The sequence below is a fragment of the Blautia sp. MSK18_10 genome, assembly GCF_020553185.1.
Lineage (GTDB): Bacteria > Bacillota > Clostridia > Lachnospirales > Lachnospiraceae > Blautia_A > Blautia_A wexlerae.
Genome location: NZ_JAJCGT010000001.1, coordinates 189,207 through 205,634, shown reverse-complemented (window position 1 = coordinate 205,634; position 16,428 = coordinate 189,207). Strand labels below are relative to the sequence as shown.

Genomic DNA, 16,428 nt, shown 5'->3' with positions numbered 1-16,428 from the left:
AAAGGAGATAAAAATCATGTATCAGTTTAACAGAAAAGAATATGAAGAACGTATGAAATGGTATCAGGATGCCCGTTTCGGAATGTTTATCCACTGGGGATTATATTCTATTCCTGCAAGAGGAGAATGGGTACGCAGTACAGAGGAGATGCCTGAGGAAGAATACCTTCCGTTTATGAAAGAATTTGATGCCAGAGACTATAATCCGAAACAGTGGGCAAAAGAGGCAAAGGCGGCAGGTATGAAATATGTGGTTCTGACTGCAAAACACCATGATGGTTTCTGTTTATTTGACAGTAAATACACAGATTATAAAGTTACCAATACACCTGCAGGAAGAGATCTGATCAAAGAATATGTGGAAGCTCTTCGCGAAGAAGGTCTGAAAGTCGGTCTGTATTTCACCTTACTTGACTGGCATCATCCGGACTATCCTCATTACGGAGACCGCATCCATCCTATGAGAAACCATCCGGAATGCAGTAATGAAAACAGAGATTTTTCTCGTTATATAGAGTATATGTACAATCAGGTGGAAGAGGTCTGCACAAATTATGGAAAAATCGATATTATGTGGTTTGACTTTTCCTATGACGATATGCGAGGCGAGAAATGGGGAGCAACAAGACTGATAGATATGGTCCGCAGATTACAGCCGGGAATCATCATTGATAACCGTCTGGAAGTCAGTGGTGAGGGAAGAGGATCTCTGTATGAATGCGATCCGACACCGTATCATGGCGATTTTATAAGCCCGGAACAGATCATCCCGCCGGAAGGAATCTGTGACAAAGAAGGGAATCCGATGGTATGGGAAGCATGCTTCACCATGAACAATAACTGGGGCTACTGTGCAAATGACTACTATTACAAACCAGCTTCCATGCTGATCAAGAAGCTGGTAGAGTGTGTTTCCAAAGGTGGAAATATGATCCTGAATGTAGGACCTGATGCGAAAGGTAAATTCCCGAAAGAATCCTCCGCGATCCTGGCGGAAATCGGACGCTGGATGGATAAGAACCATGACAGTATCTATGGATGCGCTCCGGCAGCAGATATCCCGAAACCGGATTACGGACGTATCACCAGAAATGGAAACAAGTATTATGTCCATATTTATGAGAATACATTAGGACCACTGCCGCTGATTGGATTTGATAAGAATAAGATTGTGAAAGTACGTGCCCTGGATGACGGACATGAAGTGCCGATCTCTACTTTATGGGTGCACAGCGATTATCCGGATATCGCATTTGTTGACCTTGGTCCGGATCCTGTACTGCCGGATCCTGTAGACTATGTGCTGGAAGTGGAGATGGCTGAATAAAGCTATAGAATACAAAAAAGCTGCCGTATGGCAGCTTTTTTGTATTTCTTAACCGAACTGAGATGCAGGTGTCTGCCTGGTTCAGCATCGGTTTCTCTTGTTTACGAAATAATTCAGAATCCCACCGCCTACGATAATAACAAGTGCAACAGCAACAACACGTTTCGCTGCTTCCTGTGGCATCTGGCTTTTGGAACCGATGGAATCGGAATAGAAAGTCAGGGTATAATTGATCTCATGAGGGGTACCCATGGCGGTAGTGTCTGCGATTACCGGCATGCTCTCATCCATAATGGTAACCGGGATCTGGAATTCAGAATTCGTTCCTTCCTCATTGACAGGGAGATATTTTTTACCGTCAACGATCATGTAGTCATAATTAGAACTGCTCCACTGGATATCGGCAGTTACTTCGCCGTTTTTCACAGTGATCAAAGTCGGTGAAGTGACACTGGCTTTGCCGCTTCCGCCTTCCAGCTCTACCTGGATAGAATACTCCCCATCTTCTTTATCAAGAGTGAAAGCCTGTGCAGCAGGAACAGAAGTCCATACTGACAGACAGCAGATCAAAGCTGCCAGAACTGCAAAAATCTTTCTCATATTTCTTTCCTCACTTAAATTCGATAATTTTCATCATCCCACAATTGAAATTAATTGTCAATACTTTGTTGAAAAAGTTATCCTGTTTTAGTATAATAAAAGGTACTGTCCGCACGCAACATCATTGAGAACGTAGTGAACAGTGAGCACAATAAATGAATATCTGTGAATTGCTTTGCTGCGAAGCAGCTTCTGCAATTCTGATATCATAAAAATGTATATGCAAATCATAGGAGGATATGGTAATGAGAGGAATTTTATACGGAGTAGGAGTTGGCCCTGGAGATCCGGAACTTATGACATTAAAGGCAGTGCGTCTGATCAAAGAGAATGATATTATTGCGGTACCGGGCGCAGAGGTGCGTGAAACAGTTGCATATAAGATCGCAGTACAGGCAGTACCTGAGCTTGCAGACAAAGAACTCCTGCCAATCTATATGCCAATGACACATGATAAGGCAGAACTGGAACTGAACCATGAAAAAGGAGCCAAGGCGCTGGAAGCAGCACTTGATACAGGTAAGAATGTAGTATTTCTGACACTTGGAGATCCGACTATCTATTCAACATTTTCATATGTACAGAAGAGAGTAGAAGCGGATGGATATGAGACAAGACTGGTAAGTGGCATCACTTCCTTCTGCGCAACAGCAGCACGCCTGAATATCCCGCTTACAGAGTGGAATCAGCCCCTTCATGTACAGCCTGCAGTTCACCGTCTTGACAGTGAACTGGATCAGCCGGGAACCTATGTGCTGATGAAATCCGGCAAAAAGATGAATCAGGTAAAGGAAATTCTGGCAAAAAGCGGACGCAATATCCGTATGGTGGAGAACTGTGGAATGCCGGATGAGCATATTTACAACAGTGTAGAAGAAATTCCGGATGATGCAGGCTATTATTCTCTGATCATTGCAAAGGAACAGGATGGAGGATTATGATCGAAACCAGAGATCTGACAAAAACCTTTGACAATTTTACAGCTGTGGATTCCCTGAACCTGAAAATTGAAAAAGGGGAATTTTTTGGCCTTCTTGGACCGAACGGAGCAGGCAAGACAACGACCATCAGCCTGCTCTCAACCCTTCTTCTTCCGACAAAGGGAGAAATCCTCATAGACGGTCAGCAGCTTACGAGACAACGTCCTGATCTGAAAAGAAAAATCAGTGTGATCACCCAGGAATATTCTATGCGTCAGGATATGAATATGGATGAGATTATGGAATACCAGGGACGGCTCTATTTTATGCCGCGAAAGCAGATAAAAGAAAGAACAGAAGAACTTCTGGAGTTCTGTGACCTGCTGAAGTTTCGCAAACGTACAGTCCGTAAGCTTTCCGGTGGAATGAAGCGTAAGCTGATGGTCTGTCGGGCATTACTGACAGATCCGGAGATATTGCTTTTGGATGAACCCACAGCAGGTATGGATGCTCTTTCCAGAAGACAGATGTGGAATCTTCTGCGTAAGCTTAATGAGAAAAATCTGACGATCCTGCTGACTACTCATTATATGGAAGAAGCACAGAGTCTCTGTAATCGTGTGGCACTGATGGATCATGGTAAGCTGGAGGAGGTAAGTACTCCGTCAGCACTGATTGAGAGTCTTGGTGCTTATGCAGTGGACGAGATGACAGCAGATGGAACACAGAATCACTATTTCCATACACGACAGGAAGCAATCCGGTATCTGGAAGAGCTTACAGGGCAGGCGTCTCTTCGCGAGACAACACTGGAAGATGTCTTTGTAGAAAGAGCCGGGAAGCATTTGATTTCAAAATAGCAGATATTAACTGAATCAGGGAAGTCCCCTGCGGAGGTTGCGAAAAAAGTTAGAATAATCTGGAGAAAAATGTATGGGAATTATAACAATATTATGGGAGAAGTGGGTAGAATTCCGCCGGGATTTCTATAAAATCACACTGGCGGCAATGATTGCACCGCTAATGTATCTGATCGTATTCGGAATGGGAATCCAGACCACTTCTCATGGACAGCCATACCTGAACTTTCTGATTCCGGGTGTGGTATCACTGACAACTATGAACGGAAGCTTCAACGCTATTGCGCAGAACCTAAACGTACAGAGACTGTATGAGAAGGCTTTTGATCAGGTGATGATCTCCCCCACACCATTATGGCAGTTTATTGCCGGACAGATCATCGGGGGAAGTCTGCGCGGTCTGTATGCAGGAGGAATCATACTGCTTCTTACAGCACCTATTGAGACAGGACTGATCTTCAACGGATGGTCCTTTCTGGTGATGTTCCTGAACGGAGCAGTATTCTCAGCCATCGGCGTGGTGGTCTCCTTTCTGGCAAAAAACCACGCAGACGTGCCGAGGTTTTCCAATTATATCATTATGCCTATGGCATATTTGTGTAACACCTTTTTCTCAACAGAGAAACTTCCGGGATTTGTAGGCAAGTTTGTATCAGCCTTGCCATTATCCCAGACCAGCCATCTGATGAGAAGCATTTCATCAGGTGAGGCGGTGAATTACACTGGTATTGGGATTCTGCTTCTTTATCTGCTGGTGTTTACTGTAGCAGCATCATGGTTTATTTATAAGAAGAAAAATCTGTAACTGACTGACAAGGAGGAGCCTGTGCTCCTCCTTGATCTGTTTATGTATTATATATCAATGTGAATTTTTGTAAAGAGAAAACAGGGAATCATATACTGGTAGTATATCCGATTATTACCGGTGAACAGCGATAAAACGATATTTCCAATTATTGACTTTTATCCTTTGAATGATATACTTGAATTATGCATAACCGAGCAGCTGTTTTTGACATCTGTCCGGTTAAATTTTCACACAGCCATAATAACAGAAGAAAGGGCATACATTATATGAGTAAGCTAAAGATATTAATCGTTGATGATTCACAATTAAACAGAGAAATCCTTTCCTGTATGCTGGAAGATAAATATGATATCTGTGAAGCTGAAAATGGAAAGCAGGCAGTTGAAATCCTTGAAAGATGCCATAAGGATTTTAAGCTGGTGCTCCTTGACCTGATCATGCCGGTAATGGATGGTTATCAGGTACTTGCTGTTATGAAGGAAAAGCAATGGCTGGATATGCTGCCTGTTATCTGTATTTCATCAGAGACTTCCGAAGATAGCATCCGTCGGGTTTATGGGCTTGGAGCAAGTGATTACTTCACACGTCCCTTTGATGCAATGACGGTCTTTCATCGTGTTGAGAGTACGATTGCGCTGCATGATAAGATGACGGGAGACCTGCAGGATGCGATGAAAATGTTATCATCTATTTTTCACCGGATACTCAAGATTAATCTCTCGACAGATACTTATACAGTTATAAGAGGAAAAGACAGTACTGTTTCCATGCTTCCAAGTCTTTCTGAAAGCCTTAAAATGATGGCTGATTATAAGTATATTTATGAAGAGGATCAGGAAGAATATTTGAAATTCTGCAGTATAGATAATCTGAGAAGAGAACTTGCGAAAGGCAGAGAACGCATTTACCTGAACTACAGAACTCTGATAAAACAGGAGTACCGCTGGGTATGTATGGAAGTCATCAGAAGTGCAGAATATAAACCGGATGACCAGATTGCCATGATGTATATCCGGGATATCAATGATGAATATCTGAAACAGCTGGATAAGATCATACGTCATGCAAAAGATGCGTTTGCCTCAGTTACAGTAAATATTTCGGATGGAAGCTGTATTATGGCAAACAGCAGGATTGCTTCACTGGAGCTGAAAGATGTAAATGAACCACTGGATTCTTATATTGAACGGATCAGTCAGTCTATTCCGCAGAGAGAAGTGAGAACTCAGTACAGAAAGGTATTTTGTGTAGATAATCTGAGGGAGTGTCTGACACAGGGAAAAGATATGATCCAATGGGAATGTCCTGTGTATGCCGCAAAAGGAATCAGTCTGAGGATGATCAGAACCACAGTTGAGATGGTCCGGAACGTTTCTTATGACAGGCTGGAAGCACTGATCTATTTTTCTGATATTACAGAGAACTATTTTTCAGAGCAGATTCCGCATATGCTGTACAGAAAGAATTTTGACAGAATAGAGATTATTGACGGGCAGAGAGACTGTGTGAGACTGGATCATCCGGGTATCTGTGCCATGGAGATGGTTTTGGCAGAAGAGATCAGTTATTCCGGTTATGTTACTGAAGTTATGAAGAAATTTGTTCCGGATGATGAGAAATCCGTATATGAAAAATGTGTGCGTCTTGATACCATTCGGAAAGAACTGCAGGAGAAAGATAGATATTCTTTCTCTGTTCATCAGTTTAATAAAAAAGGGGAGAAATGTTTAAAGAACTATACATTTTTTTACCTCAATAAATTTTTTGACATTATTGTAGCTACAGTTGAGGATATTACGGAGAAATTTGAACAGGATATTCTGACGGGCGGATATAACAGACAGGGTTTTATCCGTCATGTGGAACGGATCCTGAAAGAAAGTGAAGACAGAACCGGATATGCGGTTGTATTTTTCGATATTAAGAATTTCAAGGCAGTCAATGAGCTTTTTGGAACAGAAATCGGAGATATGATGCTGCGCAAAGTGTACGAAGATGTCCGGAAATCAGAGCTGAAGCCTCTGGTATCGGCACGTGAGGACGCAGATCATTTTATCTGTCTGGTAGAACGTAAGAATCTCAATCTGGATATGCTTACCGGAATGTGTCAGAAGAAACTTACCCGGGGAGGAAAAACACTTCATTTGTCTGTCAAATGTGGGATTTTTATGCTTGAAAAGAAAAAAATGTCTGTGAATGGAATGATTGACAGGGCAAAGATTGCCCAGAGATATATTACAGATGAGTTTGTCCAGTCATATAAGATTTATGATTCTTCCATGAAGAATACATATATAGATAAAGCAACATTAGCAGGTGAACTGGAGGAAGGGATTGAGCAGGGACAGTTCAAAGTATATTTTCAGCCTGTTGTGGATGCAATGACCGGAAAGATTGCATCAGCAGAATCTCTGATCCGGTGGTTCCACCCGAAAAAGGGATTTATTTCGCCGGGTGTATTTATTCCTGCACTGGAGGAAAGCGGACATATTTCCGAACTGGATCTGTATGTGCTGGATTCGGTTAATGAATTTCAGAAGAAACGTTATCAGTCCGATAAGATCACAGTTCCGGTATCAACTAATCTGTCATGGATGGATTTCTATGATGAGACGATCATGAACTGGCTGGAGAAGAAATGTGCAGATGCTTCCATGCCGTCCGGTCTGTGCAGAATGGAGATTACAGAAACCTCCTATGCTGCCATTGAGGCAGACAGAAATGCAACTCTGGAGGCATTAAGAGAAGCAGGGATTCTGCTGCTCCTGGATGATTTTGGAAGCGGATATTCTTCCTTTGGAATGCTCCAGAATTACAACTTTGATATTATGAAAATTGATATGAGTTTTGTGCGGCAGATAGAAACCAATACCAAAACACGCAGTATTATCCGCTTCATCATTGAAATGGCACATACTATGGATATAAAGATTATAGCGGAAGGTGCTGAAACTAAAGAGCAGGTCGAGTTCTTAAGAGACAACGGCTGTGATTATATTCAGGGTTATTATTTTTACAAACCGATGCCGGAGGAAGAGTTTGTGAAACTGCTGGATGCCGGCAGATAACAGTTACATATAATAGTCTCGCATAAACTGTACAAACTGCTTTACATGGGGGTTCAGAATCCTGTTTTTGCTGTAGACTATATAGAAACTGCGCTTATGGGCAGCTTCCTCCAGCGGAAAGACAAGAATCTGCTTTGTCCTCTGCAGGTCATTGACAGAGCGTGATGAAAGAATAGAGATTCCCAGACCATTAACAATGGACTTTTTGATGCTTTCCAGGTCATTCATGCGGGCAATCACATTCAGATTGCCTGTTGTGATGCCTGTGCGCTCCAGAAAAAGGTCCATTTCTTTTTTTGTGCCGGAGCCCTTTTCCCTGAGGATAATAGGATCTTTCAGGAAATCATGAAAAACAGCGGGTGTTTCTCTGTCCTTGAGTGCAAGATAGTGATCTGTTACAGGAGTTGCAATAACCAGCTCATCATGGCAGAAAGGAATAAACACGCAGCTCTCATCACGTGTATTCTGGCCTACCAGAGCCAGATCTACAGTTCCGTCCAGTACCCGGCTGATGGATTCAGAACTGTCTGACTGTATGGAGTGAAAATAAACATCAGGGTGCGTTTTTCCGAAAGCAGCAAGCAGTTCCGGCAAAAGATAAGAAGAAGGAATGGTAGATGCAGCCAGATCTATCATATGTTTGTGGGCACCTGTAAAATTTTCAAGCAGGTTATTTCTGATTTCCAGCATACGGACTGCACTGTCATAAAGCTGGTAGCCTTTGGCTGTGATCGTTGTTTTCTTTGTAGTACGGATGATCAGTTTCATATGCAGTTCATCTTCCAGGGAACGTATATGCGCACTGATCGTAGGCTGTGTCAGATAGAGGCGGCGGGCCGCCTCTGAGAAGCTGCCGTAGTCCACGACAGCGACGAATGCTTCTAACTGTTTAAATTCCATTGTGAAAATCTCCTTTTATGTACGAAAACGATGTACGAGTGTACCGACAAGTTGATTCTTGAAACAATCTTGCAGGATAAATTTTCTTATTTCAAGGCGGAGGAGAGAGGCTAGCGGTGGCTACGGCGACTGACGACAACGCGGAAATAAGAAATTTAGACGTAAGATTGTTCAAGAAATCAACTTGTTGGTACACTAGGATTGTTATAGTAATGCGGATAATGCATCTAAAGCAATATCCAGTTCCTGCTTTGTATTCTCAGGTCCGAAAGAAAAACGGAGAGTACCCTCCGGGTATGTTCCAAGAGTTTTATGTGCGTTTGGTGCACAGTGAAGGCCGACTCTTGTCATAATTCCATAAGTACTGTCCAGCTCAAAGGCGGCCTGAGCCATGTCCATATGTAAGGTCTGGACGGATACAACTGCACAACGGTTTTCAATATTTTTTTTACCGATAATACGCAGAAATTTTTCTTCAGGATCCAGATTCAGGATACCATCTATAAAGTATTGTGTCAGCATTAATTCATGTTGGCGGATTTCTTCCATGGACTGTTTCTCCAGATCACAGAGTGCGGCATGAAGTCCCAGAATCCCAGGTATATTGGGAGTTCCGGGCTCGAAACGATCAGGAAGAAATGCCGGTACTTCTTCAGAATGAGAGGCGCTTCCTGTTCCACCGCTGATAAGAGGCTCAATCTGCGCTGCCAGTTTATTGCGGATCAGAAAGCCACCTGTTCCCTGTGGCCCTCTGAGTCCCTTGTGACCTGTAAATGCCAGTGCGTCTATGTGACATTTCTCCATATCAATGTTAATGGTTCCTGCCGTCTGTGCAGTGTCCAGAATAAAAAGAAGCCCATGTTCTTTGCAGAAATCTCCGATTTCCTGTGCTGGCATGACAGTTCCGCATACATTAGAAGCATGAAGACAGACCACAAGCTTAGTCTCAGGACGAAGGAGTGCGGTCGCTTTATCAAGCAGAAGACTGCCGTCAGAAGCGCATGGGATCCTGTCAAAAGAAATTCCATGTTTCTCCAGCTGTACAAGGGGACGCATCACTGCATTATGCTCCATGGCAGTTACAAGTACATGATCGCCGGGTTTCAGAAGTCCTTTCAGAAGAACATTCAGACTGGCAGTGATATTTTCTGTAAAAATAACATTCTTACCCTTTCCGGAAGTAAAGTGAAAGAGCCTCAGAAGCTGTTCTCTTGTTTCAAAAATCTGTTCCTCCACAGAATAAGCTGCCCGGTATCCTCCACGATTCACATTCACAGCAGAGCCTGACAGATAATCATAAACTGTCTGTGCCACAGATGGTGCTTTTGGAAAAGACGTACTGGCCTGATCCAGATATATTTTATTCATAGCAACAAATCCCCCGATTTTTATATATAGCAATTCGTGGATATCAAGTCAGGAAAAAAATACTTTTTGACCCTAACATCATATCTTATCTGTAGTATAGCACAACTTATAAATGATTTCTATAAATAACTATAAAATACGATTATAATGAATTAGTGATTTCAGCATAAAAATGATAAAATAGATACAAAGAAATTGCGCTGACAACAAAAAAAGTCAGTGATGTACTCTCACAAAAGCAAGTGCAATAAAGACGCTGAGAGTAAATAGTGTAAAAGGAGGAAAGAAATAAATGAAAAACGAAAAGGGAACCATAGTTCTGGCAGGAGGCGTGATCGGTCTGATCGCTGCAATTCTGGTGTTTTTTGGAAATCCGGCAAATATGGGATTTTGTATTGCCTGCTTCCTGAGAGATACCACAGGTGCGCTGGGACTTCATTCAGCGGCAGCAGTTCAGTATATCCGTCCGGAGATCATTGGTCTGGTGCTTGGAGCATGTATCATTTCACTTGCTAAGAAAGAGTTCAGTCCAAGAGGCGGTTCTGCACCTGTGACCAGATTTACACTTGGTGCATTTGTTATGATCGGATGTTTGATGTTCCTCGGATGTCCATTCCGTATGATCCTGCGTCTGGCAGGCGGAGACGGAAATGCATTGTTTGGACTTGTTGGATTTGTAGCCGGTATTCTTACAGGAACTGTTTTCCTGAAGAAAGGTTACACACTGAAACGTTCTTATAAGATGCCGAAGCTGGAAGGCAGTATTTATCCGGCATTCCAGATCGTGATGCTGCTGTTACTGGCAGCTGCACCTGCATTTATCCATTTCACAGAACCGGAAGGTGGACCTGGAGCAAAACATGCTGCAATCATTATTGCACTGGCAGCAGGAATTATTGTTGGTATCCTGGCTCAGAGAACACGTCTGTGTATGGTCGGCGGTATCCGTGATGCGGTACTTTTCAAAGAATATAAATTACTGTTCGGTTTTGCTGCAATTCTTGTGACAGCATTGGTAATGAATCTGATCCTCGGTGCAGTTACAGGAACATCCTATTTCAATCCGGGATTTGCGGGACAGCCGATCGCACATACAGACGGACTGTGGAACGCACTGGGAATGTATCTGGCAGGCTTTGGATGTATTCTCCTCGGTGGATGCCCGCTTCGTCAGCTGATCCTTGCAGGCGAGGGAAATACAGACTCCGCTGTGACCGTTCTCGGTCTGATGGCAGGTGCTGCCTTTGCCCATAACTTCGGACTGGCATCTTCCGGTGAAGGTCCTACAGCAAACGGAAAGATCGCAGTTATTATTGGGATTGTGGTAGTTGCTGTAATTGCGGCAGTGAACTCCATGAGAAAAGAAGAAGCCTGATTGTTGGAATGCAGACATTATTTCAGCAATCAATACGCTCACTTTGTGGAAAGTATTTTTTAGACACACTCTAAAAGGAGAGAGACGAATGAAGAAAGTAGATGCAAGAGGTTTATCCTGTCCGGAACCAGTGATCCGTGCAAAGAATGCAATGGAATCCGGAGATAAAGAATATGAGATCCTGGTTGATAACGTAGTTGCAAAAGAAAATGTATCCAGATTTGCAACACATCAGGGATATCAGGTACAGGCAACAGAGCAGGGAGATGATATCCTGCTGAAACTTACAAAATGATCACATATATAGCAACCTTCTATTCCCATTATGGAGCTATTCAGTTTCGAAGAAACTGCCAGGCAATGAATCTGAGTGCAGAAGTCATGCCTGTCCCAAGAGATTTAAGCTCTTCCTGCGGAACCTGTGTGAGATTTCATACAGAAGCGGACTTCCCGGAGAAAACAGAGGAAGTCGAGCAGATTGTCAGAGTAGAACCGCAGGGCTATGTGGGGATTTATCATGCGGATGAAGAATAAAAGTACCATTCAGTTCATCCTTTGAATAACTGCGCGTCGCATTTTCGTTATTTTTCAATGATGAGAGTTTGACGCGCAATTTTATTTCAATCCTGTACTATAGCAATCCTCTAAAATAATGCATCTTAATCCAGCCCATCAGAGTGTGAAATTCTGCGTCAGATATCTTAGCCGTGCGTCAGCACGCCTGCAGAGATCTTCCTTGTCTTTCGCACTCTGCTGAACTGTCTTAAATGCATTATTTACGAGGATTGCTATAGTATTTCCATGGACGGTTTTTATTTACAAGATATTGGTAAAAGTCCTGTCTGCTGTCATGTAGGGTTCTGTAGAAAAAGATGATATCCTATTTTAATTTGCTGTCTTTTGCTTTTTATGCAATAAACTTCATCAAGATTGCCAAGACAATTAGCACGTATCCAGCTATTAATTTTATAGCATCTTTTGTTTTACTCATAATACATATCAAAATCCCGATAGGTATCTTCATATTGTTTTAAACGTTCTACTATCATATCTTTTCGCTCATCATGGATTTTAGATATAATCGCATCAAATAAGCAATACATACAAATAGGTGAACTAAATCCCATACTGTCTTTTACCGGAGCAGCAAGAATCGTATAATGGGAAATATTAAAAAAAGGAGAGGAAACACTGTCTGTAATGGAGACAAGGGTTGCACCCATTTTTTTTGCAGAATCCGCATAACGATACGTCCATTTGGTATATCTGGCAAATGCTATACTGATGACAACAGTTTTATCTGTGATATGATTTAATAAATCAAAACGAGGATCGTAAAATTCTTGGATAATGTGAGTATTACCAAGTAAAAGGTTCAGACGATTCCCAAACCAGTTGGCAGCATGATAAGAAGAGCGTGCTCCGGTTACCAGAATATGATCTGCATTCAGAAGAGCTTCTACGGTCTTGTCCAGAAGCTCTTCATTTATATGTGAGATCCAGTCTTGCAGTGCCTGCGTTTCTCTGGAAAAAACTTTTTGATAAAATGTCTGATTTTGAATTTGTCCCTCTACATTGCGCTGTGGTACAGAAAGAATTTCTTCACGAAGTTTTTGCTGCATGGCAGAAAAACTGTCAAAGCCAAGAGAATAAGCAAAACGAATAACAGTTGTTTCACTGACAGAAATATCCTTACTGAGTTTAGCTAGTGTTGCATAGCTGAATTCATCTTTATTATTTAAAATATATTCTGCAACTTTTCGTTGTCCTGCCGATAGTGAAGGGATTTTTTCATAGATTAGTTGATCCAGGCTCATTGTAACCTCCATAAATAAAATATCATATGACAAGTATAGCAAAAAAATTTTTTTAATTCAATGGAGAATGTTATAATTCGAAAAAGAATCAAATGATTCATAAAACAAAACAAATAAATTGTTTAATTCTACCAAAACAGAACATTAATTTTTGACGATTCTATCAATTGTTTCCAGAAACAACTTGTGATAGTATAGTGGAAAATACTTCACGTGAATGTTTAGAAAGAATTTAATACAATAATATTAAAAGAAGGAGCACAAAATGATAAAAAATAAACCAGAAGCCTATGGAATATCTTCAGATAATCTGTTGTGTATGGTACAGGAACTGGAGACATTCGTCGAAGATATTCATTCTATATCTGTAGTATGCGATAACGATGTGATTTTTTCAAAATGCATTCAACCATATACGGAAGAACCTATGCAGATGCTTCATTCATTTTCGAAAAGTATGAACAGTATTGCAGTAGGGATTGCAATCGACGAGGGAAAATTACATCTGGATGATCTGGTGATAGATTATTTTAAAGAGTATTTGCCGGAAGAATATGATAAACGAATCGATCAGCTGACAGTTCGTAATCTGTTAACAATGGCAGCAAATTCCTGCAGATTAAGCACCTGTTTTCGTGGAGTGACAGATTCCTGGATCACACATTATTTTACATACAAATTACCTCATGATCCGGGAACTGTCTTTCAGTATGATACAGGAGCAAGCTATATGTTGTCTTCACTGGTTACAAAAACCATGCATAAAAATGTGCTTGCACTGATGAAAGAACGTGTTTTGAAACCAATGGGTATTACCGATATCGAATGGTTGGAAAGCCCAGAAGGCAATACAGTCGGAGGATGGGGGTTGTATTTGAAAACACCCGACATCGCGAAAATTGCAATATTACTTGCCAATATGGGAAAATGGAACGGAAAAACACTTATTCCGGAAGAATATCTTAAAGAAGCAACCAGAAAACAAATTGATACTCCAGAAGAAAAATATCCAGTCTGTGGATACGGATATCAGTATTGGATCACTGCTGATCATTCCTTCGGCGTTTATGGAGCTTTCGGAAATGTGATCGTGGTTAATCCAGAGAAAAAACTGGCAGTTGCAATCACAGCAGGAGCAAGTGATACGAATGGAAATCCGAACCGTTTGATTAGCAAAATCGTAAATGAAAAGTTGTTTATACCGACAGAGAGAGGAACATTGGAAACAGATGTAGATGGAGAGAAAAAACTGAAAAAATATCTGGATGACTTGTGTCTTCCATATCCGGAAGGAGCAAAAAATTCCTGTTTGGAAGGAAAATGGTTTGATAAAACACTCTCCTTTGAAGAAAATGACCGGGAAATTCAAAGCATAAAGATTAATAGAAAAACAGAAAATGTACTGCTGATTAATTTTTACCTGAAGGACAAGCAGGTAAGTGTAGAGGCTGGATTTGAAAACTGGATTACACAGGAAGCTGTATTTGATGATCCGCATCATTTTCTTAATAGCTTTTCTTATGCATTCAAAGATGATAAGACATTGGTTATAAAGCAGTACTGGTTAAATATGTCAGGTTACGATACCTATACGCTGCATTTCCAGGATGGCAGTGTAAACGGAATGATTATCACAAGCGTAAAACTTGGCGGAGCTGTACCGGTTGAACTTTCAGGAAACATACAGTAGGGGGATAAAACTATGGATATGAGTTTATTGGGAATTATTGTTGCACTTGTTGTGTTGATTATTATTTGCTATCGTAAATTTAACCCAGTTGTGGGAACATTAATATGTGTTGCAATTTTAGCAATATTCAGTGGTTTGTCTGTGTTGGATACAATTACAGATACATATTTTACAGGATTTTCTGATTTCCTGAAGAATAACTTTTTGCTTTTTGCAACCGGAACCGTATTTGCATCTATAATGGAAGGATCTGGAGCTGCAGCAGCATTTGCAAAAATGATCTATTCTAAAGTGGGTGGACGTGGAGCAATTTATGGTTGTATGCTTGCAGTGCTGATCTTAGGATATATAGGTGTGAATGGATGGGCATTGATGTTTATCGCTTATCCGATCTTCCTGTGCGTATTTAAACAGGAAAATCTGCCAAGATGGTTGATTCCGGGTGTTATTTATACTTCTCTGGCGTATAACAGTTCCATGTTCCCGGGTTCTCCTTCTATATTGAATGTGCTTCCAACACAGTATCTTGGTACAGATACTATGGCAGCTTCCGGTCTTGGTATTGCAACTGGTGTCTTCAGCAGTATTCTGTGTATTATTTATCTGGAGTATGAATTCAGAAAAGCAAAGAAAAATAATGACGGATTTGTAATTACACCTGATATTGCAGAAAAAATGAAAGCATTTGAAGAATTGGAGACTGTAAAACCATGGAGATCTGTGGTTCCGATGGTTCTGTTATTTGTTCTGTTAAATGTATTTAAGGTAAATGTAAATATTGCAATTATTTTAGCTTCTTTCTGTTGTGTGATTTTATATTGGAATACTACTCCGAAAAAACTGAATTTGATCGATGACGGTGTAAAACGTGCCAGCATGGTAATTATGAATACTGCAGCAGTTGTTGGATTTGGTTATGTTGTTAAATCAACTGTGGGATTCCAGAATCTGATAGATATGCTGTCAAACCTTGGTGGAAACCCACTGATTTCTTTTGCAAGTGCTACCACATTGATTGCTGGAGCAACTGGTTCCGGTTCTGGTGGTATCGGAATCGCTATGGAAGTATTTGCACAAAAATATATGGACTTGGGAGTAAATCCTGAAGTTTTACACCGTATAGCTGCAATTGCATGCAATGGTCTGGATACACTGCCGCATAACAGTATGGTGATTACCTGCCTGGCTGCCTGTGGTATGACACATAAAGAAAGCTACAAACCGATCTTTATCACATCTGTATGTATTACATTGATTGGACTGGCATTTGCAGTATTTCTTGGAATTGCATTTTATTAAGAAGTAACAGATTACTATAGAGTATGCAAAAGAGTCATTAAAATTCCACAGAGAGTGGAAAGGTAAGATATAGGTAGTAGCGACTGTTCCTGCGCAAATGAGGATGATTTGTCTCTTGCATATCACAACCTTATCTTGTAATGGATTCAGCAAACACATTATATATTAGAAAGCCCTGTACGATATTTTTGTTACTGTTCAAAGGCAATGTCATTAACTTAAGAGATTGTTGCTTGTTAAACGGGCAATGCTCTCTCTGATACCTGCTTGATATTTCCTAAAATATTACTTGACAAATACTCCTCAATATGCGGCGTTATTACTGATCAATCAGTAATAACGCCCTTTGATTAGGCACTGTTATTTTTAATTACTTAATCAAAGGAGTATTTATTT

14 protein-coding genes are annotated in these 16,428 nt (G+C 41.0%); 10 read left to right on the top strand and 4 right to left on the bottom strand.

From position 1 onward, the window contains the following. The first annotated feature begins 16 nt into the window (after positions 1-16). A complete protein-coding gene (locus tag LI074_RS00905) occupies positions 17-1,327 on the top strand; it encodes an alpha-L-fucosidase (protein WP_173697599.1) in 1,311 nt (436 codons plus the stop codon). A gap of 81 nt (positions 1,328-1,408) precedes the next feature. On the opposite strand, the gene LI074_RS00900 is transcribed toward LI074_RS00905, so the two are convergent. Further along, positions 1,409-1,927: a hypothetical protein gene (locus tag LI074_RS00900; RefSeq protein ID WP_022380025.1), complete on the bottom strand. Its 519-nt coding sequence runs from the start codon at positions 1,925-1,927 to the stop codon at positions 1,409-1,411. A gap of 245 nt (positions 1,928-2,172) precedes the next feature. Between LI074_RS00900 and cobI the strand changes: the two genes are divergently transcribed. From cobI to LI074_RS00880, 4 genes are all read left to right on the top strand, one after another. Next, positions 2,173-2,868: a precorrin-2 C(20)-methyltransferase gene (cobI, locus tag LI074_RS00895; RefSeq protein ID WP_008706308.1), complete on the top strand. Its 696-nt coding sequence runs from the start codon at positions 2,173-2,175 to the stop codon at positions 2,866-2,868. Beyond that, complete coding sequence (locus LI074_RS00890; protein WP_008706310.1) at positions 2,865-3,707, top strand: ABC transporter ATP-binding protein; 843 nt, start codon at positions 2,865-2,867, stop codon at positions 3,705-3,707. Before cobI ends, LI074_RS00890 begins: the two co-directional genes overlap by 4 nt. Positions 3,708-3,780: 73 nt before the next feature. Continuing rightward, positions 3,781-4,512, top strand: coding sequence for an ABC transporter permease (locus LI074_RS00885; RefSeq protein ID WP_008706312.1), 732 nt, complete (start codon positions 3,781-3,783; stop codon positions 4,510-4,512). A gap of 269 nt (positions 4,513-4,781) precedes the next feature. Then, positions 4,782-7,583 carry a two-component system response regulator gene (locus LI074_RS00880; RefSeq protein WP_172679317.1) on the top strand — a complete coding sequence of 934 codons (2,802 nt, stop codon included), beginning with the start codon at positions 4,782-4,784 and terminating at the stop codon, positions 7,581-7,583. Positions 7,584-7,586: 3 nt separating this feature from the next. Here the strand turns inward: LI074_RS00880 and LI074_RS00875 are convergent, their stop codons facing one another. After that, complete coding sequence (locus LI074_RS00875) at positions 7,587-8,483, bottom strand: selenium metabolism-associated LysR family transcriptional regulator (protein ID WP_055060097.1); 897 nt, start codon at positions 8,481-8,483, stop codon at positions 7,587-7,589. 204 nt (positions 8,484-8,687) lie between these two features. After that, positions 8,688-9,851 carry an aminotransferase class V-fold PLP-dependent enzyme gene (locus tag LI074_RS00870; protein ID WP_173697598.1) on the bottom strand — a complete coding sequence of 388 codons (1,164 nt, stop codon included), beginning with the start codon at positions 9,849-9,851 and terminating at the stop codon, positions 8,688-8,690. 292 nt (positions 9,852-10,143) lie between these two features. Here LI074_RS00870 and yedE point away from each other — a divergent pair, with 292 nt between their 5' ends. From yedE to LI074_RS00855, 3 genes are all read left to right on the top strand, one after another. After that, positions 10,144-11,226, top strand: coding sequence for a YedE family putative selenium transporter (gene yedE / locus LI074_RS00865; RefSeq protein WP_022380029.1), 1,083 nt, complete (start codon positions 10,144-10,146; stop codon positions 11,224-11,226). A gap of 88 nt (positions 11,227-11,314) precedes the next feature. Continuing rightward, a complete protein-coding gene (locus LI074_RS00860; RefSeq protein WP_022380030.1) occupies positions 11,315-11,521 on the top strand; it encodes a sulfurtransferase TusA family protein in 207 nt (68 codons plus the stop codon). Beyond that, positions 11,518-11,760 carry a DUF3343 domain-containing protein gene (locus tag LI074_RS00855; protein WP_008706323.1) on the top strand — a complete coding sequence of 81 codons (243 nt, stop codon included), beginning with the start codon at positions 11,518-11,520 and terminating at the stop codon, positions 11,758-11,760. The genes LI074_RS00860 and LI074_RS00855 overlap by 4 nt, the downstream gene beginning before the upstream one ends. A gap of 449 nt (positions 11,761-12,209) precedes the next feature. Here the strand turns inward: LI074_RS00855 and LI074_RS00850 are convergent, their stop codons facing one another. Beyond that, complete coding sequence (locus LI074_RS00850; RefSeq protein WP_020993643.1) at positions 12,210-13,043, bottom strand: MurR/RpiR family transcriptional regulator; 834 nt, start codon at positions 13,041-13,043, stop codon at positions 12,210-12,212. A gap of 265 nt (positions 13,044-13,308) precedes the next feature. On the opposite strand from LI074_RS00850, the gene LI074_RS00845 reads away from it, so the two are divergent. Then, positions 13,309-14,733 carry a serine hydrolase domain-containing protein gene (locus LI074_RS00845; RefSeq protein WP_008706325.1) on the top strand — a complete coding sequence of 475 codons (1,425 nt, stop codon included), beginning with the start codon at positions 13,309-13,311 and terminating at the stop codon, positions 14,731-14,733. A gap of 12 nt (positions 14,734-14,745) precedes the next feature. Next, the gene (locus LI074_RS00840; protein WP_008706328.1) at positions 14,746-16,032 is read left to right on the top strand and encodes a GntP family permease; all 1,287 of its coding nucleotides are present in this window, start codon (positions 14,746-14,748) and stop codon (positions 16,030-16,032) included. The last annotated feature ends 396 nt before the right edge of the window (positions 16,033-16,428 follow it).